Raw genomic sequence first — 23,005 nt, 5'->3', positions numbered from 1 at the left:
GCTAAAAGTCATCTTCGATCCAATGGGCAACACAGCCTGAAATGTTAGGGGAATTACATGTCGAAACAAACCATCTATTATACGTTGACCGATGAAGCACCAGCACTGGCCACTTCATCTTTGCTTCCTATCTTTGGCGCTTTTGCAAAAGAAGCTGATATCGAACTAAAGCTTACCGATATTTCTTTAGCAAGCCGTATCCTTTCTTCTTTCTCTGATCTTCTTCCTGCTGATAAGCAAGTTGAAGATGGCCTTAAATTTTTAGGTGACTTAACAGCTTCCCCAGAAGCAAACATCGTAAAACTACCTAACATCAGTGCTTCTTTACCACAGCTTAATGCTGCAATTAAAGAACTTAACGCACATGGCTATGGACTTCCTGATTACCCAGAAAACCCAACAACAGATGAAGAAAAAGACATCCAAGCTCGCTATGCAAAAGTGCTTGGTAGTGCAGTAAACCCAGTTTTACGTCAAGGTAACTCTGATCGTCGTGCGCCTGCAGCAGTAAAAGGTTTTGCTCGTAAAAACCCTCATTCAATGGGTAAATGGAAAAAAACCTCTGTTTCACATGCCGATTACATGCGCGATGGTGACTTCTACTCTTCAGAGCAATCCGTCACTATGGATTCAGCTCAAACCGTTAATATCGAATTTGTGAAAAAAGACGGCTCTGTTGAAGTGAAAAAATCACTTCCACTTTTAGCTGGTGAAATTATAGACAGCATGAATATCAGCTGCGCTAAACTCCGTGCATTCTTCGAGGCAACTCTACAAGAAGCCAAAGAAGACAACATCATGTGGTCTGTACATTTAAAAGCAACCATGATGAAAGTGTCTCACCCAATTGTATTTGGTCATGCTGTAACCGTTTTCTATAAAGACGTATTTGAAAAATATGGAGAGCTATTTGAAGAAATCGGTGTTAACCCAAACAATGGTTTAGGTAGCGTATACGACAAAATCAAAACACTTCCAGAAGCAAAACAGGAAGAAATCAAACAAGCGATTCAAGACGTTTACAAAACGCGTCCAGAATTGGCGATGGTTGACTCTGATAAAGGCATCACCAACCTACACGTACCAAGTGACGTAATTGTAGATGCATCTATGCCTGCGATGATTCGTAACTCTGGTAAAATGTGGGGACGCGATGGTAAAGCACATGATGCTAAAGCCGTTATCCCAGATAGCACCTATGCTCGTATTTATCAAGAAACCATCAACTTCTGTAAAACCAATGGAGCTTTCGATCCAGTAACAATGGGTACAGTTCCAAACGTTGGTTTGATGGCTCAAAAGGCGGAAGAATACGGTTCTCACGATAAGACATTTGAGATCACTGAAGCTGGCACAATGCGTGTTGTTGATGCTCAAGGTAACGTTCTAATGCAGCACGCTGTAGAGAAAGGCGATATCTGGCGCGCATGTCAAACAAAAGACGCTCCAATCCGTGACTGGGTGAAACTAGGCGTTACTCGTGCTCGCCAATCTGATACTCCTGCCGTGTTTTGGTTAGAGGAAGAACGTGCCCACGATAATGAGCTTCGCAAGAAGGTTACCACTTACCTAAAAGATCATGACACTAGCGGTCTAGATATTCGCATCATGACATACAACGAAGCAATCCGTTTTTCTATGGAACGCATCATTCGTGGCCAAGATACTATTTCAGTAACAGGTAACATTCTTCGTGATTACTTAACTGACTTATTCCCTATCTTGGAATTAGGTACATCTGCAAAAATGTTGTCTATCGTTCCAATGCTTCAAGGCGGCGGCATGTATGAAACAGGCGCTGGCGGTTCTGCTCCTAAGCATGTTCAGCAGCTTATGGAAGAAAACCACCTTCGTTGGGATTCTCTTGGTGAGTTTTTAGCTGTAGCGGTTTCTTTTGAAGAGCTTGGTATCAAGCACAACAATGAAAAAGCAAAAATTCTTGCTAAATGCCTAGATAAAGCAACAGGTAAACTTCTAGATGAAAACAAATCACCATCTCGTAAAGCTGGTGAGCTAGATAACCGTGGTAGCCATTTCTACCTTGCTATGTACTGGTCTCAAGAATTGGCTGCTCAAACTGAAAATGCAGAATTAGCCGCTAAATTTGCACCATTAGCGAAAGTACTGGCTGAGAAAGAAGGCACTATTGTTGCTGAGCTTGCTGCAGTACAAGGGAAGCCAGCTGGCCTATCTGGTTACTACAATATCGACCTTGATGCAGTAGAGAAAGTAATGCGCCCAAGTGCGACTTTCAACCAAGCATTGGCTACGCTTTAATTCACTAAAGCATAGTAAGAGCAAATAAAAGGCCCGAGCAACTATGTTGCTCGGGCCTTTTTTGTTTTTGCCTACTCTTCATTCTTGCCGATAAATAAAATGAACCTATATTTAACTAGATAACCATAAGAATAAATAAGAAGACATGCTTGATGCTATACCTCCCTGCTCTCTAAACTTTAAAACTAGAAATTAAACCTGACAAAGCGTTTGATTGGCTCAACACTTGTTCTGCTGCAGCATTAGACTGCTCCGCATTTTCACTGGTGAGCTCTGCTTCATCTCGTATAGATCGAATACGAGCATCAATATTCTCAGAAGCCGCAGACTGTTGCTCCATCGCTGAAGCAATCTCGATCGCCATTGCTGATATATTTCCCATGGAAGAGGTAATCTTATGCAAGGCGTCTCTTGCTTGTTGAGATTGAGTCACACTTTGCTCTGCCTGCTGCTTACTAACAACCATAACTTGAACCGCATCTTGAGAGCCAGTTTGTAACTGTGTGATCATTTTTTGAATCTGCTCTGTGGACTCTTGTGTACGTTGTGCAAGGGTTCTTACTTCATCTGCTACAACAGCAAAACCTCGACCTTGTTCGCCCGCTCGGGCAGCTTCTATTGCCGCATTCAAAGCTAGCAAGTTAGTTTGATCGGCAATACCTCGAATAACATCCAGTATGCTTCCGACATCCGATGTATCTTTCTCTAATGCCTGTAAAACATTCGATGCTTTTTCTACGCCTTTAGCCAAAGCTTCGATAGAAGACACACTTGCCTGCACAACATCTTCTACTTCTTTAGCAACATCATCTGATTCTTTCGCAGCTTGTGCTGCCGCAGTAGCATTGTTGGCAACATGGTGAACCGTTGTCTGCATTTCAGTAACGACACCTGCAATACCAGATGTTTCTCTTTGCAGACTAACCATTCCCATACGAGTTTTATTTGAAGCCACAATCATCTGTTCGCCAGCAACAGACAGTTGATGGGACTGCCCTTGTTGATTCACGACAAGATCCTGGATACCTTTAATAAATACGTTAAAACTACGTGCAACAGAAGCAAGCTCATCACTGCCTTTATCATCTAAGCGAACAGTTAGATCACGTTCGCCCACGGAAATGTTATGAAGTGAAGCTTCCAGTGAATGGAGACTAGGTAAAATACGGCGACGCAAGATCACAATAACACCAACAATAACAACACCAGAAATCAAGCTACTGATCAAAGATAAAAATTCAGCATTTTGGATCGCTCCAATAGATGTATTTGCACTACTATTAAGCTTTTCGGATAATTCATCAGCAATTACTTCTAGTGAGTCGGCTAAAAGGCTAGATTCATCATCCAAACCACCAGGGCCTTTCATTAAGTTATTGCCCGCTTCAGTACCTTCGTTAATATACGCTGTAGCCATTACTCGACCTGCATCATATACTTTTTGAAGTTGTAGCTTTAAACCATCCACTTTTTTATTATAATCTGGGAGAATTTGAGCTAATTCCTCTAAGCTTTTTATTGCTCCTTCTAAACTTTCATCGGCCTCTGGCAAGGCATCATCACCTCGCGTTGCTCCCATATCAGTCAAAAACTGCTGAACTTGGACAACATAATATCGAGCGTCTTTTATTGCAGAAACAGCTTCTGATAAAACAACTTCATGCCTAATCAGTTCTTCATTTCGATTCAAACTATTTTGAGTAATAAAGAAGAGAACAGATAAAGCAATCAACACAATGACTATCGCTAAGTTAATAATACGACTTATTTTCATACGAAATATTTTTCCTGAATATCAGTAATACAAGGACATTAGACAATTAAATATTGATCGCATAATACAACTGAGTAATAAAAAAAGCTGTGAGCAATTACAAAAAAATACCAAGCCTTCTATTAAAAATAGATTCATATCAAAAAAAGTATAAAAAATGGTGTAATAAAATCTATCGAATAGACTCAAATTCCCAGACTGTCATAGCAGTAACCACCTCTTTTGCCTATAATAGCGACTCCCTGAAAACCATGTTCGAGGCGTTATCTCAATGGAATTAACTAGCTTAAATGCAATTTCCCCTATCGACGGTCGTTACGGATCGAAAACAAACGTATTGCGTCGCTCAGTAAGCGAGTACGGTTTGCTACGTATGCGAGTCATAGTTGAAGTTCGCTGGCTACAGGCTCTTGCCAGTCACCCACAAATTATTGAAGTTCCTGCACTTAGTGCTCAAGCCAGCACATTCTTAGATCAGTTGGCAGATAACTTCAATGAAGCCGATGCTCAAGCCATTAAAGACATTGAGAAAACCACAAACCACGATGTCAAAGCGGTTGAATACTTTATTAAAAACAAGATGGCAGACAATGCGGAACTCGCTTCTGTTTCTGAGTTTGTTCATTTTGCATGTACCTCTGAAGACATTAACAACTTATCTCACGCATTAATGCTTCGTGAAGCTCTGGAAGAAGGCATTACTCCAGAGCTAAACAACATCATTAAAGCTATCCAAGATCTTGCTATTGAGCACGCCGAGCAACCAATGCTGTCTCGTACTCACGGCCAAACAGCATCACCTTCGACTGTTGGTAAAGAAATGGCGAACGTTGCTGCACGTCTTAGTCGTCAACTTAAGCAAATCCAAAGCGTTGAGTTTTTAGGCAAAATCAACGGCGCTGTTGGTAACTACAATGCTCACCTTTCTGCTTATCCAGATATTGATTGGCAAGCGCACGCTGAATCATTTGTGACGTCTCTGGGTTTGACTTGGAATCCTTATACAACTCAAATCGAGCCGCACGATTACATCGCTGAATTGTTTGATGCGATTTGTCGTTTCAACACAATCTTGCTTGATTTTGACCGTGATGTTTGGGGCTACATTTCCATGGGCTTCTTTAAGCAAAAAACCATTGCTGGCGAAATTGGTTCATCGACTATGCCGCACAAGGTTAATCCGATCGACTTCGAAAATTCCGAAGGTAACTTGGGTATTGCTAACGCCATCATGGGTCACTTGAGTGCGAAATTACCCATTTCTCGCTGGCAGCGCGATCTAACAGATTCAACCGTATTACGTAACCTAGGTGTTGGCTTGGCCCACAGCTTAATTGCTTACCAATCGACCCTAAAAGGCATCAGCAAACTTGAGATCAATGCGCCTCGCTTAAACGCTGACTTGGATGCTGCATGGGAAGTATTGGCTGAACCAATTCAAACGGTAATGCGTCGTTACGGCATTGAATCTCCATACGAGAAACTAAAAGAGTTAACACGCGGCCGCACAATCGATCAAGCAACCATTGAAGCCTTTGTTGAGACACTCGAAATGCCTGAAAAAGCAAAAGCAGAACTAAAAGCATTAACACCAGGTACGTATATTGGTAATGCTGTTGCTCAAGCGAAAGCCATTCGTAACTAAGCTCTACGTTTCTAAGTAATAAAAAAGAGCCGATTTATCGGCTCTTTTTTGTCTTTGCATTCCAAACTGACTCTTTTTATTTTCACGAGAAATCTATGACAGATCTAAATACGCCGTTAACCATTCTTGGCGGAATGACAGCACAAACTTTTTTGAATGAATACTGGCAGAAAAAACCACTCCTCATTCGTGCTGGCCTGATAGATTTTGAAGTGCCATTGGAAGCCGATGAACTTGCTGGTATGGCAATGGAAGAAGAAGTCGAATCTCGTATTGTAATCGAAAAAGGCAAGACACCATGGGAAACACAGCAAGGTCCCTTTGATGAAAATACTTTTGCGGCCTTACCTGAAAAAGAATGGACTCTATTAGTTCAAGCCGTTGATCACTGGGTCCCTGAAGTTCAAGCCCTAAAAGAACAATTCCAATTTCTACCTAGCTGGCGTTTAGACGATGTAATGGTCAGCTACGCAACCGAAGGTGGTAGTGTTGGACCACACTATGATCAATATGACGTCTTCTTAATCCAAGTGGCTGGTAAACGTCGCTGGCAAGTATTAGCACCCGATGAATACCAGGATTCAGGTATTGCAAATATCGCTCTGCATATCCTAGATAACTTCCCTGTTAATCCAGAAATGGATTGGGAATTAGGAGCCGGTGATATTTTATATTTGCCACCAAACTTCGCTCATAATGGCCGATCCCTAGACGATAATTGCATGACCTACTCCGTTGGTTTTCGCGCGCCAAGCATACAAGACGCTCTAACGGGTATACGCGATAAATTATGCGACACCATTAACGTTAAAAATCGTTTTGCTGCACCGGAAACAGGAAAGCGCGATCATAATGCTCAGATTCATACTGATGATGTTGCTTACTTGCAAACAGAATTGGCTCGATTAATAAACCAACCAGATGTATTAGCCAACTGGTTAGGTGAAACCATGAGTGACAGCAAATACCCTGAATACTTAACGCCTCTAAATACTAAAGATCTAAACGAAGCCTTTAAAAATGCTATTCAAGGGCAAACTTTTATCCGTCCAGGTGACGCGAGAATTTGCTATTATCAAGGCAACAATGGAAACAGCATGACTGTTTTCTGCAACGGTGAAAGTATCAACCTTGACACTGAGTTGGCTTCATTTGTTCAAGCAATCACCGATCAAGTTGAATTTGACTTCTCTGGCTTAGATTTTAGTCAGAATCCTGACTTAGAACCACTTGTACGATTCTTGATTCGTCAGCAAGGTCTTATCGAACTGGTTGCACCAGAAGAATAATAGGAGAAAACAAGGTGAAGGTATTAACATCAGACTGGAACAGCAGCAAGGATCAACTGGTCTTTGTACGTAAACAAGTCTTTATTATCGAACAAGGTATCGACCCAAAAGATGAGTGGGACGAATATGATAAAGATGCTGTTCACTTTGTGACTTTTGGCACAACAGCGGTACCGACTGGAACCTGTAGATTAACAGAAGAAGGACAATTGGGCCGTTTAGCCGTACTACCTGCTTATCGCCATCAAGGTTACGGTGAAATGCTGATGACCAGAGCCATCAAAGTCGCCAGAGAAATGGGAATCCGAAAAGTTTTCTTACATGCACAAGTAGACGTTCAACAGTTTTATGAAAAGCAAAACTTCCATTCAGACGGCAAAATATTTCTAGAAGCTGGAAAAATGCATGTTCGAATGGAAAGAGACATTTAGATTTCTCCTATACTTAAACACAACCATTTTTCGTAGACATAAAAAAACGAGCTTTTTTAATTAAAAGAAGCTCGTTTTTTTCGTTCTAAATTACTAATTAAACGACCGCAATTAGCTCAACATCGAACTGTAGAACTGAGAAAGGTTGAATCATTGCACCAGCGCCTTGAGCACCGTAAGCCAATTCAGCAGGAATCGTTAGACGATATTTTGCACCTTCTTTCATCAACTGAAGACCTTCAGTCCAACCAGCGATAACACCAGTTAATGGGAATTCAATAGGCTCGCCACGGGCGATTGAACTGTCAAATACTTGACCGTCAAGTAAACGACCTTCGTAATGAACTCGAACTGTTGATTCACGGCTAGGAGTAGCACCAGTACCTTCTTCAAGTACTTCGTACTGCAAACCACTTTCCGTTGTTTGAACACCAGCTTTCGCTTTATTTTCCGTAAGGAACGCTTCGCCCGCTTTCACTGTTTCTTCAGATCCTGCACGTGCTTTTTCTTCCATTTTTTGCTGAAGTTCAGCAAAAGCAGCTTCCAATTCTTCACCTGGAACGCGCATTTCAGCTTGATTCAAAGAATCTTCAATCGCAGCAAAAAGATGCGTTAGAGACAATTCTCCAAGGTCACTACCACGTAGTTGATCACCAATTTGACGACCAATACCGTATGCGATTTTTGCTTCATTCGAATCGAACGACAGTTCTGACATGTTTATACTCTCTTATTCATTACATATAAAATTGAACACATATCATAACATAGCCAAATCTCATGGGCTTGTTTTTCAAAGTAAGCATCATGGCTAATCTCCTAATTAAAATTCCCACTATTAAATCAATAGATTTATTAAATGATATCAATTATCATTTACATATTAGATACTTGCTCATTGATAAAGGAGTGCATGATGAAAACCAAGAGCTTCATTCCATCTGTAGTAAAATTTAAAAACAGTAAAAAAGCGACAGATTATTGGTCAATGCTTTTTATAGGCTTAGTTTTTCTATCGTCTATTAGCTGCTTTTTATTTGCTAATCATATTCACCGAGCACAGACGAATCATCTATCAGATGCAACAGATAAAATAAGCTCTATGAAGGTTGATATAGATCACAGCAGTAAAAGTTGAAAGGACTAAGCTTGTAGATATACATCAAAAGAGGATCTTGCCATGTTACCTAAAATCAAAACTATCATTTACGCATGCGATTTAGAAAACCAAACACAATCAGCGGTAGAACTCGTTTTAAATCTTGCGAGTGTCCACCAAGCAAAAGTGTTTTTCCTACACGTCATAGAACCTATCAATACTCAAACAGCAAATATGATTAGTGGTTATATTGCCGAAGAAGTCATGGCAAATATGCGTGCAGATGGTAAAAAAGAGATGAAGGCACGCATGGATAAACTACTATCTGAATTAATGGAAAAGCATGCGGACGAACTTACTAATTTAGCAGCCACACCAGAAACACTTATCGTAAACGGTATTCCAACAGATTCTATCCAACAGATTGCGAAAGAAAAAGATGCGGATCTGATTGTCATGAACAGCCGAACTCACAGTCTTTTAGGGCAAATGGTACTTGGCTCTACTGCTAATAAAGTCATACACTCTAGTGATATTCCTGTATTGGTTGTACCAATCAAATAACCCTCAAGGCTGGGTGAAATACCAAAATAGCCTAGCCAGATTCTTTTCTCTTAGATACACTTACTGTATATATAAACAGTAAGTGTATCTATGATTCTTTATATTGCAGAGAAACCAAGCCTTGCCCGCGCTATTGCGGCCGCCCTTCCAACACCTCAAAAAAAGAGGATGGCTGCATTTGGCTACCTAATGGAGACTGTATTAGTTGGTGCATTGGTCATCTATTAGAACAAGCTGAACCTCACCAATATGATCCTATCTTTAAATCATGGAACTTGGAGCATTTGCCGATTATCCCAACAGATTGGCAATGGCAAGAAAAAGCCAACACAAAAAAACAACTTGGTGTTTTAAAAAAGCTTATCAAAAAAGCAACTCATCTTGTCCATGCAGGTGACCCGGATAGAGAAGGTCAACTATTAGTAGATGAAGTTATTCACTTCACAAAAGTTCCGAAAGATAAACTTCAAAATACTCAACGCTTACTGATTAATGATTTAACACCTGCTGCGGTCAAAAAAGCGTTAAACCACTTACGACCAAATCATGAGTTCGCCGCTCTTTCTCGCTCTGCTTTAGCCAGAGCCAGAGCCGACTGGTTATTTGGCCTCAATCTAACCAGAGCCTATACCATTAGAGGTCGTCAGGCAGGTTATCAAGGTGTATTGTCCATTGGGCGAGTACAAACCCCAGTACTAGGACTTGTCGCAGCAAGAGACAAAGAGCGAGAACACTTCATACCCAAAGATTACTTCCAAGTTTGGGCTCAATTAGAAACAAACCAAAGCATAAGGTTCCAGGCAAAATGGCTACCCAGCGAGGCCTGTAAACCTTATATGGACGAAGAAAATCGTGTGTTAAATCGAGCATTGGCAGTCAATGTTGCTACTCGTATAACGAACCAAACAGCCAATGTGATTGAAGCCAGTTATAAGCATAAAAAGCAGGCTCCACCTCTACCCTATAACTTATCGAGTTTACAAATCGATGCTGCAAAAATATTTTCACTGTCTGCACAACAGGTTTTAGATACCTGTCAAAGCTTGTATGAACGCCATCAAATGATTACCTACCCAAGATCTGATTGTCGCTACTTACCAAGCCTTCAACATAAAGACGCCCAAGGAATATTGACTGCATTAAGTAAATCGACACCTGAACTTTCTCAAGGTGCTAATAATGCTAATGCAACAATACGCAGCAAGGCATGGAACGATAAACAAGTCACTGCTCACCATGCAATCATCCCAACCAGCCAAGCTCATAAAGCAGCTTCCCTTGGAAAAATGGAGTCTCAGATATTTGGGCTTATCGCTCGCCAATATTTAATACAGTTCTATCCTGATTACGATTTTCTCGCTTCTTACATTAAGCTTGATATCGCAGGGGGACAATTTGAGGCAAAGGGAAATACACCTATTTCCCTTGGTTGGCGTTCACTACTCCCGCAAAAACCACAGTCGAGTAATAAAGATGAGAAAAACAACGATGAACAAAATGAATTACCTAAGCTTCAGAAAGGCGATTCACTTTTGTGTCATGAAGGTATTATCCATGACAAGGTAACCACACCGCCAGCGGCATTTACCGACGCAACTCTACTGGCGGCAATGACAGGAATTAATCGTTTTGTCACAGACAAAAATATCAAAGCAATTTTGAAAGATACTGACGGTTTAGGAACCGATGCAACAAGAGCAAGCATTATTGAGTTGTTATTTAAACGAGGCTTTCTAATCAGAAAAGGAAAACAAATACATGCCAGCGAAACAGGCCGTGCTTTTGCAGACTGCTTGCCTAGTCAATTAGTAACACCAGACATGACAGCTCAGTGGGAATCTACACTCAATGGGATTAGCCTTGGTGAAACGAGCTATCAGAGTTTTATGACACACTTAGAAAGTAATTTAGTAGAACTGCTAGATGCCTCGAAAAGCTTGTCTTCAGCCTCATTAAAGCATTTGCCTGCGCCAGCTAAGAAAGCTTTTTCAAAGCGTACTACAGGTAAAAGAAAATCAACATCTAGACCTTCTACCTCAACCTCTAAAACAAGAGCCAAACGATCAACGACAAAAAGTTAACCATAGTTTAGGAGCTAACCTATTGCTAACCAAGCTCCGACACCAATCATTAAGGAGCCGGCAATACGATTCATAATACGAACATTACCACTGTGCATAAGAATAGATTTGAGCGTTCGACCACCTGTTGCGTAAATTAATAAGCAGGTAAATTCGAGGGTTAAAATGATGGCTATTAATACCACTAGTTGATTTGCCAGTGGCTGACTTGCATCCAAAAAAGGAGGCAGTAGTGCGACAAAAAACGCCCAACCTTTAGGGTTAGCAATTGCAGTAACGAAACCTTGAGAAACCAAATCTATTCGCGAAGCAGGTTCGCCATCTGGTTCCATTTTAATCGCCATTTTTCCTTTAGAAAGCCACATCTGAACACCGATGTAAGCTAAATAAGCGCCACCAAGATATTTCAAAACAAGAAAAACACTAGGATAATTCAAAAGCAAAGCTGCCACACCAATTGCAGACAATGTTGCCACTGTCGCAACGCCAGCCAACTCCCCTAACATCATCCAAAGCGCACGTTTAACGCCAATAGTCATACCCAGTGTCATGGCTAATGTCATACACATACCGGGTGTAATGGAAACAAAGAAAAAAGTTGGAATAAACGCAGAAAGCAAAGCGACGTTCACAGAGAGTCCTTATTCATGACAATGAAAAAAAGTAGGCGCTAAACTTCTCATGCTCCTATTAAAGTATCAAGAAAAAAGAGAGGAATAGCGTAAAAAATGAATGGTATTAATAAAAAGAAGATTAAAAGCGTTTTTTCTCTTTAAATGTGGAATCTTCAATAAATTTATTCCACTCATCGTTGAGATCTTCTTCACCGTTAGACTCGGCCTCCATCCGTTTTACTTTCTCTTCTTCTTCCCTCTGTAGAGCCAAATCTTCTTCAATTTCCTGCATTAGATCTGTGTATTTAAGAATAGTTGATTTGGCTTCGATAGAGTCTTTAATTGGACTTAACTGAGATAATGCCTCTTTATACATTTCAACAGCGGTTTCCATTTGACCACTTAAAAATGCCTTACGAGCAAGATAAGCATGATAGTCAGCATTGATTTTATAGTGAAAAAAATCCAGTAACTGACTGTATCGATGAGCAAGATCAGGATCGATGGTTTTGTCTCTTTTAGAAAGAATAAGAAATGATTTAAAAGATTCAAATAAACGCTTCACTTCTACGATTAAAACCTCGTCATTCATAGGTTTTGCTCGTCGCTTTTGTTTACTCGTTTGGAACTCTGTCATTTCTTCAGCTAAATGACCCCGTCGACGAGTTAGAGTTGCATCAGGCTGAAGCAACAATAATTCATCATAAATAGCGATCATTCGAGAAAATAACCATAACCGCATATCTTTTGGCTGATATTGAGGAGGCATATCATCAAGATATCTACGAACCTGGCGCAGCTGGTTATTCAATGTTGCAATTTTACGTAATTTAGCCAACCGAGCTTGCTCTTTTAGCTGCAAAAAAATTGCAAAGCCAATAAAGCCGCCAATAACGAGCAAAAGTACACTAATAGAAACAGCAGTCATATGATATGTAATTTACCTTGGCAAAATTTATAGTCGAATAACACTGAATCTTCTTAGAGAAGCAGCTTAATAAGACTTACCTATTTGTTATTAATTTCTAATTTTATTGGGTAATTAATAGAGTCGGCTAAACATATTAGCTCTTTTTTAGAAATATTCACAGAAATGCTGGATATTTATACGATACAGATCAAACCTTAGAAACTAAAAAAGACCAGAATATCTGATCTTTTTTAGGTTTTTTATTAAGTAATGCCAGTTTAACGAGAAACAGAAAAACCAAGTAACATATAGAAAATCATTGCGGAAAGTAAAGCCGAGGCCGGTACAGTGATCACCCATGCCGCTGCAATACGTAATAGAGCAGATCGTTTAACAAGCTCTTTCTTCGTTGCTTTCTTCAAACCTTTACGCTCTGCTGAAGAAATCGGTGAAGAAGCTTGTGCTGCTTTTAATTCCTTCAAAATAGCTCGTTTTTCTTCTACGTCCGCAGATTTAAAACGCTTCACAAACTCTTGAGTTTGTTGTCCATTATGGCCTGCAGATTCAGAATGAGACACGATGGCTTTTAGTTTTTTCTCATAAGACTGCTTCAAATACTCACGCAAGAAACCAACACCAAAAATCCCGCCCACTGCAATATGTGTGGAGCTAACAGGTAAACCAAGTTGAGATGCAATAATAACAGTAATAGCTGCTGCCATCGCAACACAAAAGGCTCTGGTTTTATCTAACTCAGTAATTTCTGAACCCACTGTTTTAATAAGCTTTGGTCCATATAAAGCAAGACCTATTGCGATACCAAGACCACCAATCATCATGACCCAAATAGGAATCGCTGCTTTACCAGAAACCGCACCAGTCATGAGTGCATCATTAATTGCAGCTAAAGGTCCGATAGCATTCGCAACATCGTTTGCACCGTGAGCAAAACTTAACAACGCAGCAGAGACGATGAGAGGAATAGTAAATAAGCTATTCACCGCATCTTTATCATTCTTCAAAACGGATGCCGCTTTATCAACCATAGGGCGAACGATAAAGTACACTGTCAAAGCAATGGCAAAAGCAAACATTGCTGCGGTGATAAAATCTAGTTGCCAGATTTTCTTCAAACCTTTAAGAATAAGATAGGTTGAAAATGCCCAAACCATTAAGCCAACAAGAAGAGGAACCGCTTTTTTTGCAGCCTCAATCATGTCATTTTTATAAGTAATCGAACGTTTAATGTACATTAGAAATAGAGCGGCAATCACACCACCTAACACAGGCGAAATAACCCAACTTGCGACAATAGCAATCAATTTATCCCAGTTGGCAATATCCCAGCCACCAGCAGCAATACCTGCACCTAATACACCACCAACAATAGAATGAGTTGTTGATACTGGTGCGCCAAGGTAAGTGGCTAAATTCAGCCAAATGGCACCAGCTAATAAAGCCGCCATCATTACCCAAATAAAGGTTGATGCATCACCAATTGAATTGGGATTAATAATGCCGTTTTTAATAGTACCGACAACCGTACCACCAGCAATTAAGGCGCCTGCAGCTTCAAATATCGCTGCAATAAGAATAGCACCTGTCATTGATAAGGCTTTCGAACCAACCGCTGGGCCAACGTTATTTGCAACATCATTAGCACCAATGTTGACTGCCATGTAAGCACCAATGGCCGCTGCAATAGCTAGAATAGATAAGTTCGAAACGCCCATGCCATTGTATGAGGCATAAAAGCCTGACGCCAAAACGAACGCCAAAGCAATCAGTACACGAATAAACTCATGACCACCTAATAAAGTGGATTCTTCTTTCGGGGTATTTGTAAGATCCATATGGGCTCTTCTTTTTATAAATTAATCTATGCCAAACCATCATTTATAAATAATCTTATGAAACAATGATCTACCTAATTCTCGTATCTCAAATCAATTTGGTGTTCATTCGTCCCGTCATATTTTTGTAAAATATAAATTCGGCGCCATTCTACACTGGGTCTATCTAGATAAAAACCCCTAAACTTTTTGAATGACTAACCAAAAATATAGACAAAAAAAAGTGCCCTCGAAAGGCACTGATTACAAATATACTACAGAAATATGACTGTTTTATTACAAGCCAGAATAACGCCTGAAGAGAAGCTTATCAGCATTCAATCACATTGACTGCGAGCCCACCACGAGAAGTTTCTTTATACTTATCGTTCATGTCTCTTCCTGTATCCCGCATAGTACGAATTACTTTGTCCAAAGAAACATAATGACTGCCATCACCACGAAGTGCCATAGACGCTGAGTTAATCGCTTTCATTGACCCCATCGCATTGCGCTCAATACAAGGCACCTGCACTAAGCCGCCAATAGGATCACAAGTTAAGCCTAAATTATGCTCCATGCCGATTTCGGCAGCGTTCTCTATTTGTTCTGGAGTACCACCAGTAGCTGCTGCTAATCCTGCTGCAGCCATGGCGCAAGCTGAACCAACTTCACCTTGGCAACCCACTTCTGCTCCCGAAATAGAAGCATTTTCTTTAAAAAGAAAGCCAATGGCTGCCGCCGTAAGAAAAAATTCGATAATACCCTCTTCATTAGAACGAGGACAAAAATCCCAATAGTAATGGAGAACTGCTGGAATAATACCGGCGGCTCCATTTGTTGGTGCGGTCACGACTCTACCACCCGCTGCATTTTCTTCATTCACAGCCAGCGCATAAAGATTCACCCAATCCATAGCTCCTAAAGAAGGTGTAATCATATCCATACGAGTTTTGCTAATTAGATCTTTATGCAGACTGAAAGCTCGACGCTTTACTTTTAATCCACCGGGTAAAATGCCTTCATTTTTAATACCCTGCTGAACACATGACTTCATCACTGACCAAATAGAAAGAATTCCCTGCTTTATCTCTTCTTCCGTTCTCCAGGTTTTTTCGTTTTCCATAACAATTTGAGCAATGCTTTTGCCTTCTTTTTGACAAAGTTTAATGAGGGTCTCTGCGTTATGAAAAACATAAGGAAGCTCTGTTGTGTCTTCAACTAAAACTACTTTCCCCTGTTCGTCTTCTTCAACAATAAAACCACCACCAACGGAATAAAATGTGGCACTGTGGATTTCTTGATCATTCTCATCAAAAGCCGCTAACACCATACCATTAGCATGAAAATCAAGACGATCAACACGATGATAAATAAGGTCTGTCGCGACATCTATATTAACCAGATGTTGAGACAACAGACTAAGTTGTGAGGTACTTTCGATCCTATCAATGCGGTCACTCACTAAGCTAGGATCAATAGATTCTGGTAACTCGCCTTCCAATCCCATTAAAACAGCAGTACCTGTTCCGTGACCTTTCCCCGTAGCCCCAAGAGAACCGTATAAATCTATTTTCAGGCGATTAACATTGGAAAATAACATCCTTTCCTGCAATTGATGAGCAAATTGATTTGCAGCAACCATTGGGCCAACAGTGTGAGAACTTGAAGGACCAATTCCAACTTTAAAAAGGTCAAATAAACTGATCGCCATACTCTAAATCCTCTACCCTCATAAACATCATCGATGTAACGGTTAAATTACATCATCAAAATAATCAGAAAAGAAATTATCACTTATGAGATAAAGTTTCCAATAAGAAACTAAAAAATAATTAACATCTCAATATGAATTCGAAAACAGGCAAAAATTTGACGCAATAAGGCCATTCATACATTTTATTAAACACAAAAAATTAAAAATACAAAAAAACCAAGAGACAAATGCCTCTTGGTTTTAAACCGTCAACACTCTAGGACGGAACAAACATAGCTCAATTTACCTTAAAAGAATCCCATAGGATTAATGTCATAGCTGATCAACATATTCTTCGTTTGCTGATAATGCTCTAACGCTACTTTATGGGTTTCACGACCAATCCCTGATTTCTTATAACCGCCAAAGGCAGAATGTGCTGGATACATGTGATAACAATTCATCCACACTCGACCTGCTTCTAGATTTCGTCCCATGCGATAAGCAAGATTGGTATCTCGTGTCCACACACCAGCGCCTAGACCGAATTCACTGTCATTGGCTATTGCAAGTGCCTCAGCTTCATCTTTAAATGTTGTCACACTAACTACAGGCCCAAAAATTTCTTCTTGGAAAATACGCATATTGTTTGACCCTTTAAACAAGGTCGGTTGTACATAATAGCCTTTATTGAAGCCATCAACAGCCGCAATACCACCGCCAATCAAAAGCTCTGCACCCTCTTCTTTACCAATGTCGATGTATTTTAATATCTTATCAAATTGTTCTTTAGAAGCCTGAGCACCTACTTGGGTTTCTGTGTCCAGTGGATTACCACGCTTAATAGTTTTAGTTCGCTCAATCACTAACGCCATGAATTCATCGTACATGTCTTCTTGGATTAGAACCCGAGACGGACAAGTACAGACTTCCCCTTGGTTAAAGAAGGCCAATACAAGCCCTTCAACACATTTACTAATGAAAGACTCTTCCTGCTTCATAATGTCAGAGAAATAGATATTTGGGGACTTCCCACCTAACTCGACAGTGGACGGAATAATATTTTCTGCAGCACATTTCAAGATACCTGCACCTACTGGGGTAGAACCAGTAAAAGCAATTTTTGCAATACGTTTGCTTGATGCCAAAGCTTGTCCTGCTTCTTTACCAAAACCATTAACTATGTTTAATACACCTGGTGGCAATAGATCTTGAATAACTTTAACCAATTCAAGAATAGAAACAGGTGTTTGCTCTGCAGGTTTAAGAACCACACAGTTACCAGCAGCTAAGGCTGGAGCTAGTTTCCACGCTGCCATTAGGATAGGAAAGTTCCAAGGAATGATTTGACCTACAACACCTAACGGTTCATGGAAATGATATGCCACTGTGTGCTCATCAATTTCAGCAGCCGTACCTTCTTGTGAACGTAGGCAACCAGCAAAATAACGGAAATGATCAGCCGCTAAAGGAATATCAGCGTTTAATGTTTCGCGTATGGCTTTACCATTATCCCAGGTATCGGCAACCGCAAGGGCTTCTAAATGCTGATCGATTCTATCAGCTATTTTTAAAAGAATACCGGAACGGTTCGCTACTGATGTTTTTCCCCAAGCAGCACGAGCTGCATGTGCAGCATCTAGAGCAAGATTGATATCTTCTTCTGTAGAACGGGGAATTCGGCAAAATACTTCACCGTCGACAGGACTGACTTTATCAAAGTATTGGCCTTTAACAGGTGCAACCCATTCACCACCAATGAAATTCCCATACTCAGCTTGAAAGGTAATAAGGCTACCAGAGGTACCAGGTTTTGCATAAATCATAGTAATTTTCTCCACTTTTATTGTTTTTATTGGTTCAATCAGCAAGGTATTTACCTGAACCTTCACTCTAGAAACAATCCGTAAAGAAAACTTGTCTGTCAGTCCATGATACTTGTCTGCAGATCCATTTCTCTCAATGTTTTTGTATTGACCAATAGACAAGCAAGAGTGATGATAGGAGAAAGAAAAATGATCCACGCCAACTATAAATATAAAAGAGGTGTGTTAATGAACCGTTCTTTCTCTACAGAAAAAACTCGGCTTGAGCATAAACGCTCACCTGTTCAGTTAGTCGAAAACCGCGTATGTTTTGCTGGGCCTAATTCTGAGCTCAGTATTTATGACACCTATGAACAAGCTCAGAAAGTCAGCTTGAAAGCCGATTCTCTACTCTACTGTGGGATGGTGACTGGCGCCAAAGTTATGCATACCCAACACAATGGTCATGTACCATTTCTCCCTCATGAGTCTTTTATATTGGCACCAGAAGAGGAAGTCTTCATTGACTTCCCAGAAGCCCGATGGGAACAACCAACGACGTGCCTCACCATTGCCATATCAAAAGAAAGAGTGGCCCAAATTTGTGATCGCATGAATGACATCATGTTTAAATCTCTGCCTTACGATGCAGTCATTGATCCAAACCAGCATTTACACACAATCCATACTCAAGCAACCCAACAAGTACTGGATCGTTTAACTAGTGACTTTGTTCAAAACGATCCAGATCGGGATCTATTAGTGGATTTTGGTGTTAGTGAATTAGTGACTCGTATACTAAGACATCATGGCAGAGATGCGTTGTTACGATTTACTCAAAGCTCACCTGATGCAAACGGACTAACCTGTGTCATTTATTGGATAGAGCAAAATCTTTCGGAGCCGCTTGATATTAATCTATTAGCTAAAATGGCTTGCATGAGTCGCAGCCGGTTTTACGAAAGCTTTAAGCGTCAGTTAGCTTGCACCCCATTAGAGTATCAACATCAACGTAGGATGAATCGAGCGTATCAACGCTTACAAGAGAAGTGTTCAGTTACTGAAGTAAGTTATGAGTTAGGTTATCAGAGTTTGAGTCACTTCAGTCGACGCTTCCACCAGCATTTTGGTATTTCACCACGTCAAGTAACTCAACCCCATAAGATTAATTAGCCATTGTTTATCCACTTAACAGGGTATTAAAATGTATAACCCAATTTAGATTTACAATAACCAAAGACAGCCAAGATACAAAGCAGCCCAGACATCAAAGCAAGAAATGGGACTAACTGCCCGATTTGATATAAAGATGCCAAAGTAACGGGACCTAATGCCGCCCCCAGTCCCTGCATAGAAGCATTCATACTTGCCAACCGGCTTTGTTGATCATCCTTTACTAACAGTGTCTGTGCCGTCACTATGCCTGGAAACAGAAACCCGACTCCGGTACCAAATAATCCCATAGCAAATAACACACCGGCATAAGAATCTAAAAACATAAATGCAAGCTGTGCCGACACACCAATACTCGTACCTGCAACAATTAAAGTAATAACCCCCAATTGAAACCTAGGTACTAATATCATTTGTACCAAAATACTAAAACAAGACATAGTCATCATGGCAAATCCGACCTGCTTCGTCGTTTCAGAAACATCCAAGTGGAATCTATCTTGAATCAAAAACGCCATGATCTGCTGAACCCCAGTAATAGACAGAATCACCAAGGTAGACATACCTAAAAAAGGCATAACCGGCTCCTTAAACCAATTAATGGCCGGTGGTTTCTCAAATTGACGAACGTGTTTTTTGTCCTTCACAAAAAGCATGACTAATATAGCGGCACAACCTGCCAAAAAAGCAATAATATAAAACGGTGCAGTTAAACCCAACCCACTCAACAAGGACGCACATGCAGGGCCTAAAATCATACCGATACTAAAAGAGGCACCAATTTTGGCAATCGTTGCACTACGATGCTTAATATCTGTATGAGCAATCAAAAAAGTTTGAACCGAAGGTAAAATACCAGCAATCCCAAGTGCAAACACCATACGTAAAGCAAACACTAAATAGTAAGTCTGCTCAGCAGACAAATCGCGAGCCAAGGCTCCCTGTAATACAAGGCCAGTCATCCCAATGGTTACAGCATAACAACTCATACCTATGATGACAGAACGCACACGACCAATTCGATTAATAATCCCTCCCCAGAAAAAAGCAGCAACAACAAAAGTCGCAGCGCCCGCGGTAATCAAGGTACTAATTCGCACATCAGCCAAGCCAATTTCACGACCGATTGGCGGCAAAGAGGTAAAGATAAAAGACTGTCCTATACCTACTGCAGCCAAGCAAAAAAGCAATAACCCACGAGAAAGGCGTTCAGGAAAAGAGATATAGTTGTCAGGAGTAGTCAATGTAAGTCCTTGATATAGGCTAGCTAAAGAATCAGGCGACATGTTTTATCATCCTGACCTTAAAAATAACATATTTTGTATTCTATCTCTGAGGCTAATTTCACTTTAAAGCAGTTATGAAAGATAGGCTAAAAACGTTATATCTTTTCAAGTAAGTGAAACTGCACCCTTTGAAATAAGATGAAAGAGTCCAAATAAGGCTAATGCGTAAATTAGAAAGGTGACGCTCAACCAATGCAAACCAAACTGTTCACCCACTAAACCACTGATCACGGGTAACGTCATCCCCCCCATTACAGCGGCACTGACTTGAAAGCCAATGGCATGAGTAGAATAAGATTTCCCAACTCGAACAACTGTTTGAGAAATCATGCAAGGAAATATGGGTGCCGCACAAAAACCCACTAGCGCTAAACCAGCATAACTCGTATAAGGTGTAATATTGATATTAAAAAGCACTACGCCAAACGCTACGCCAATTAAACAAAGACGCAGCAATACATCAACCGAAAAGCGCTCAACAAGAAAGCCAAAAACCGCTCGACCAAATGCCAAAGATCCCCAGTAAATAGCGACCCAAGTTCCTGCACTCGCCAATGAAATGCCTCGGGATTCCGTCATCACGGTAAAAGCCCACTGCCCTATACCAAACTCGACACCTGTGTACAAAAAGAAAAAAGCAATTTGATATTGGATAACTGGATGTTTTAACGCCTGAAGCTGCGTGATTTTTTGAGGTAAATCAGCAAAATGCGTTTGAGTTTCGTCTATTGTATTTTCTACTGGTTGAGGAAGGTGTTTGTCACTTTCCCACAGGTTACGACTAAAAATAAATATCACCGTAATTGTGAATAAAATGACGGCGAGAACAGCGTAACCCAAGCGCCAGTTCTGTGAAAAATTAACTAACACTGTGGTAATGATGATAGGGCCCGTTGTTGCTCCAACCCCAAACGCGGCATGTAGCCAATTCATATGCCGAGTAGAAAAATTCTCAGCGGCATAAGCATTGAGTCCAGCATCAATCGCACCAGATCCCATGCCAATCAAAATAGCAAACAGAACAAAAACAATGAAACTGGCGCTGCAGTAAAAACCTAATAAACCAAGACTGACAAGAAAACTGCTCAGTACCAACAAGCGCCCAACACCTAGGCGAGACAGTAAATAACCGACAGAAAAACTTGAAATAAGATAACCAACACCACTGCAAAAAATAACTAAGCCTAGCCATCCAATTGGAACACCAAATTCAATACGAACAAATGGCCAATTAATACCATGCGCCGCATCAGGCAGACCTAAACTGATAAAGCCTAAATAGGCAATAAATAACAACACGCCTGATGTGCGCATGAAGACATCCTTATTGGTACTTTCAAATGAACTTAATATTTAAGTACATTTATAATCAACGCTGATAAAAAACCACTACTCTTTTTATTTGAATAATCTGCGCTTTTCTTTTTCAATTGCTTTCCATTTCCAATTAGGTGCTTCACCTTTTACATAATAAACTGCAAGTAAAAGCAGAGTGCTAACAGAAACTAGCAAGATCCATTTAAAAAGCTCTTCTTTTGGATCTACCCAGAAGCTAATAAAACCCACAGCAAATAGATAAAACATTTGCACAAACCAGCCTTGCCAAGCCGTTGGGCGGCTCCAGCCCCAACCATTCTTTTTTGCGGGGAACCAAACTGTTTTTTTATCTGTCATCTTATCCGCCTTATTTCATTCGCCTTGATGGCTCAATAACTCGCTTTACGCTGCCACTTTGCCTGAGTTTTATCTACAAAAAAAGCCTTTGTTAAAAGGCTTTTTCTTTAATCCTTGTGACAACTTATTACCGAGCAAGAAACTCACTGCGAGTTTTATCACTGCGTTTAAATAAGCCGCCTAATGCGGTGGTTTGAGTCGATGAACTCGCGTCCATCACTCCACGCGCTTTTACACAATAATGCACCGCACTGATGCTTACTGCCACATTATCAGTTTCAAGAAGCGCTTGTAGGGTGACAAGAATCTGCTGAGTCAGACGCTCTTGCACTTGAGGCCGCTGTGCAAAGAAACGCACAATCCGGTTAATTTTTGATAAACCAATAATCTTAGTCTTAGGTAAATAAGCCACTTTGGCTAAACCGTCAATGGTGACAAAGTGATGTTCACAGGTGCTGGTAAAGCTAATGTCGCTTACCTTCACCATTTCATCGACTTTCATCTTGTTTTCGATAACAGTAATTTTTGGGAACTGAGCGTAATCCAATCCAGAGAAAATTTCTTTCACGTACATCTTAGCAATACGATGTGGCGTTTCTGCCAAACTGTCATCGGTCATGTCTAAGCCTAATGTCGTCACAACATCTTCAAAGGCACTTTTAATACGTTGATATTTTTCTTCGCTGGTCAGACCGTTATCAATCATAGGGGTTTCTAAACCACTTGATATTAAGGCATCGCGTACCCGTATCGCCTCTTCAGACAACTCAAGGCGACTTACATTCGTTTGTTCGGCTATGTTATTCATATGGTTGTCCTATTCGCTTAACCCTGTCATTCGACATGGAGTCTTTA

At 40.5% G+C, this 23,005-nt stretch carries 19 protein-coding genes; 8 read left to right on the top strand and 11 right to left on the bottom strand.

What is annotated here, in order from left to right:
* The first annotated feature begins 57 nt into the window (after window positions 1–57).
* Window positions 58–2,277: an NADP-dependent isocitrate dehydrogenase gene (locus AC0L3Y_RS09775; RefSeq protein ID WP_473461588.1), complete on the top strand. Its 2,220-nt coding sequence runs from the start codon at window positions 58–60 to the stop codon at window positions 2,275–2,277.
* Window positions 2,278–2,449: 172 nt separating this feature from the next.
* On the opposite strand, the gene AC0L3Y_RS09770 is transcribed toward AC0L3Y_RS09775, so the two are convergent.
* On the bottom strand, window positions 2,450–4,051 hold the full coding sequence (locus AC0L3Y_RS09770; protein ID WP_473461580.1) for a methyl-accepting chemotaxis protein: 1,602 nt from the start codon (window positions 4,049–4,051) through the stop codon (window positions 2,450–2,452).
* Window positions 4,052–4,322: 271 nt separating this feature from the next.
* Between AC0L3Y_RS09770 and purB the strand changes: the two genes are divergently transcribed.
* The 3 genes from purB to AC0L3Y_RS09755 all read left to right on the top strand — a co-directional run bounded on the left by purB (window position 4,323) and on the right by AC0L3Y_RS09755 (window position 7,416).
* A complete protein-coding gene (gene purB / locus AC0L3Y_RS09765) occupies window positions 4,323–5,696 on the top strand; it encodes an adenylosuccinate lyase (protein WP_473461575.1) in 1,374 nt (457 codons plus the stop codon).
* A 95-nt stretch (window positions 5,697–5,791) separates the two neighbouring features.
* A complete protein-coding gene (locus AC0L3Y_RS09760) occupies window positions 5,792–6,985 on the top strand; it encodes a JmjC domain-containing protein (protein ID WP_473461570.1) in 1,194 nt (397 codons plus the stop codon).
* Window positions 6,986–6,999: 14 nt separating this feature from the next.
* Complete coding sequence (locus tag AC0L3Y_RS09755) at window positions 7,000–7,416, top strand: GNAT family N-acetyltransferase (protein WP_473461562.1); 417 nt, start codon at window positions 7,000–7,002, stop codon at window positions 7,414–7,416.
* Between the two features lie 97 nt (window positions 7,417–7,513).
* Here the strand turns inward: AC0L3Y_RS09755 and AC0L3Y_RS09750 are convergent, their stop codons facing one another.
* Complete coding sequence (locus AC0L3Y_RS09750; RefSeq protein ID WP_473461557.1) at window positions 7,514–8,134, bottom strand: FKBP-type peptidyl-prolyl cis-trans isomerase; 621 nt, start codon at window positions 8,132–8,134, stop codon at window positions 7,514–7,516.
* A gap of 462 nt (window positions 8,135–8,596) precedes the next feature.
* Between AC0L3Y_RS09750 and AC0L3Y_RS09745 the strand changes: the two genes are divergently transcribed.
* The 3 genes from AC0L3Y_RS09745 (at window position 8,597) to AC0L3Y_RS09735 (ending at window position 11,160) form a co-directional block, all read left to right on the top strand.
* Window positions 8,597–9,079, top strand: coding sequence for a universal stress protein (locus AC0L3Y_RS09745; protein WP_473461551.1), 483 nt, complete (start codon window positions 8,597–8,599; stop codon window positions 9,077–9,079).
* A 90-nt stretch (window positions 9,080–9,169) separates the two neighbouring features.
* The gene (locus AC0L3Y_RS09740) at window positions 9,170–9,307 is read left to right on the top strand and encodes a hypothetical protein (protein ID WP_473461546.1); all 138 of its coding nucleotides are present in this window, start codon (window positions 9,170–9,172) and stop codon (window positions 9,305–9,307) included.
* Window positions 9,256–11,160, top strand: coding sequence for a DNA topoisomerase III (locus AC0L3Y_RS09735; RefSeq protein ID WP_473470611.1), 1,905 nt, complete (start codon window positions 9,256–9,258; stop codon window positions 11,158–11,160). Before AC0L3Y_RS09740 ends, AC0L3Y_RS09735 begins: the two co-directional genes overlap by 52 nt.
* A gap of 14 nt (window positions 11,161–11,174) precedes the next feature.
* Here AC0L3Y_RS09735 and AC0L3Y_RS09730 read toward each other — a convergent pair whose 3' ends face one another.
* From AC0L3Y_RS09730 to exaC, 5 genes are all read right to left on the bottom strand, one after another.
* Window positions 11,175–11,792, bottom strand: a complete 618-nt coding sequence (locus AC0L3Y_RS09730; protein ID WP_473461540.1) for a LysE family translocator — start codon at window positions 11,790–11,792, stop codon at window positions 11,175–11,177.
* Window positions 11,793–11,913: 121 nt separating this feature from the next.
* Window positions 11,914–12,702 (bottom strand): hypothetical protein, encoded by a 789-nt coding sequence (locus tag AC0L3Y_RS09725; RefSeq protein ID WP_473461535.1) that lies wholly within the window; start codon window positions 12,700–12,702, stop codon window positions 11,914–11,916.
* A 260-nt stretch (window positions 12,703–12,962) separates the two neighbouring features.
* Complete coding sequence (locus AC0L3Y_RS09720; RefSeq protein ID WP_473461529.1) at window positions 12,963–14,537, bottom strand: inorganic phosphate transporter; 1,575 nt, start codon at window positions 14,535–14,537, stop codon at window positions 12,963–12,965.
* 310 nt (window positions 14,538–14,847) lie between these two features.
* Window positions 14,848–16,230: an L-serine ammonia-lyase gene (locus AC0L3Y_RS09715; protein ID WP_473461524.1), complete on the bottom strand. Its 1,383-nt coding sequence runs from the start codon at window positions 16,228–16,230 to the stop codon at window positions 14,848–14,850.
* 290 nt (window positions 16,231–16,520) lie between these two features.
* Window positions 16,521–18,038 (bottom strand): acetaldehyde dehydrogenase ExaC, encoded by a 1,518-nt coding sequence (gene exaC / locus AC0L3Y_RS09710; RefSeq protein WP_473461519.1) that lies wholly within the window; start codon window positions 18,036–18,038, stop codon window positions 16,521–16,523.
* Between the two features lie 228 nt (window positions 18,039–18,266).
* On the opposite strand from exaC, the gene AC0L3Y_RS09705 reads away from it, so the two are divergent.
* A complete protein-coding gene (locus tag AC0L3Y_RS09705) occupies window positions 18,267–19,190 on the top strand; it encodes a helix-turn-helix domain-containing protein (protein ID WP_473461514.1) in 924 nt (307 codons plus the stop codon).
* Window positions 19,191–19,216: 26 nt separating this feature from the next.
* Here AC0L3Y_RS09705 and AC0L3Y_RS09700 read toward each other — a convergent pair whose 3' ends face one another.
* The 4 genes from AC0L3Y_RS09700 to folE all read right to left on the bottom strand — a co-directional run bounded on the left by AC0L3Y_RS09700 (window position 19,217) and on the right by folE (window position 22,958).
* Complete coding sequence (locus tag AC0L3Y_RS09700) at window positions 19,217–20,476, bottom strand: MFS transporter (RefSeq protein WP_473461511.1); 1,260 nt, start codon at window positions 20,474–20,476, stop codon at window positions 19,217–19,219.
* 105 nt (window positions 20,477–20,581) lie between these two features.
* A complete protein-coding gene (locus AC0L3Y_RS09695) occupies window positions 20,582–21,790 on the bottom strand; it encodes an MFS transporter (RefSeq protein WP_473461505.1) in 1,209 nt (402 codons plus the stop codon).
* 84 nt (window positions 21,791–21,874) lie between these two features.
* Window positions 21,875–22,150: a hypothetical protein gene (locus tag AC0L3Y_RS09690; protein WP_473461502.1), complete on the bottom strand. Its 276-nt coding sequence runs from the start codon at window positions 22,148–22,150 to the stop codon at window positions 21,875–21,877.
* Window positions 22,151–22,277: 127 nt separating this feature from the next.
* The gene (gene folE, locus AC0L3Y_RS09685; protein ID WP_473461499.1) at window positions 22,278–22,958 is read right to left on the bottom strand and encodes a GTP cyclohydrolase I FolE; all 681 of its coding nucleotides are present in this window, start codon (window positions 22,956–22,958) and stop codon (window positions 22,278–22,280) included.
* Between the last annotated feature and the right edge of the window lie 47 nt (window positions 22,959–23,005).

Source organism: Marinomonas sp. GJ51-14 (assembly GCF_055808695.1).
This window is presented reverse-complemented; position numbering and strand designations above follow the sequence as displayed.

Excerpts from the sequence above, each read along its gene's own strand:
- exaC (WP_473461519.1), bottom strand. The coding sequence starts at position 18,038 with ATGATTTATGCAAAACCTGGTACCTCTGGTAGCCTTATTACCTTTCAA.
- purB (WP_473461575.1), top strand. The coding sequence starts at position 4,323 with ATGGAATTAACTAGCTTAAATGCAATTTCCCCTATCGACGGTCGTTAC.
- AC0L3Y_RS09705 (WP_473461514.1), top strand. The coding sequence starts at position 18,267 with ATGAACCGTTCTTTCTCTACAGAAAAAACTCGGCTTGAGCATAAACGC.
- AC0L3Y_RS09750 (WP_473461557.1), bottom strand. The coding sequence starts at position 8,134 with ATGTCAGAACTGTCGTTCGATTCGAATGAAGCAAAAATCGCATACGGT.
- AC0L3Y_RS09700 (WP_473461511.1), bottom strand. The coding sequence starts at position 20,476 with ATGTCGCCTGATTCTTTAGCTAGCCTATATCAAGGACTTACATTGACT.
- AC0L3Y_RS09760 (WP_473461570.1), top strand. The coding sequence starts at position 5,792 with ATGACAGATCTAAATACGCCGTTAACCATTCTTGGCGGAATGACAGCA.
- AC0L3Y_RS09715 (WP_473461524.1), bottom strand. The coding sequence starts at position 16,230 with ATGGCGATCAGTTTATTTGACCTTTTTAAAGTTGGAATTGGTCCTTCA.
- folE (WP_473461499.1), bottom strand. The coding sequence starts at position 22,958 with ATGAATAACATAGCCGAACAAACGAATGTAAGTCGCCTTGAGTTGTCT.
- AC0L3Y_RS09775 (WP_473461588.1), top strand. The coding sequence starts at position 58 with ATGTCGAAACAAACCATCTATTATACGTTGACCGATGAAGCACCAGCA.
- AC0L3Y_RS09690 (WP_473461502.1), bottom strand. The coding sequence starts at position 22,150 with ATGACAGATAAAAAAACAGTTTGGTTCCCCGCAAAAAAGAATGGTTGG.
- AC0L3Y_RS09720 (WP_473461529.1), bottom strand. The coding sequence starts at position 14,537 with ATGGATCTTACAAATACCCCGAAAGAAGAATCCACTTTATTAGGTGGT.
- AC0L3Y_RS09770 (WP_473461580.1), bottom strand. The coding sequence starts at position 4,051 with ATGAAAATAAGTCGTATTATTAACTTAGCGATAGTCATTGTGTTGATT.
- AC0L3Y_RS09740 (WP_473461546.1), top strand. The coding sequence starts at position 9,170 with ATGATTCTTTATATTGCAGAGAAACCAAGCCTTGCCCGCGCTATTGCG.
- AC0L3Y_RS09745 (WP_473461551.1), top strand. The coding sequence starts at position 8,597 with ATGTTACCTAAAATCAAAACTATCATTTACGCATGCGATTTAGAAAAC.
- AC0L3Y_RS09695 (WP_473461505.1), bottom strand. The coding sequence starts at position 21,790 with ATGCGCACATCAGGCGTGTTGTTATTTATTGCCTATTTAGGCTTTATC.
- AC0L3Y_RS09725 (WP_473461535.1), bottom strand. The coding sequence starts at position 12,702 with ATGACTGCTGTTTCTATTAGTGTACTTTTGCTCGTTATTGGCGGCTTT.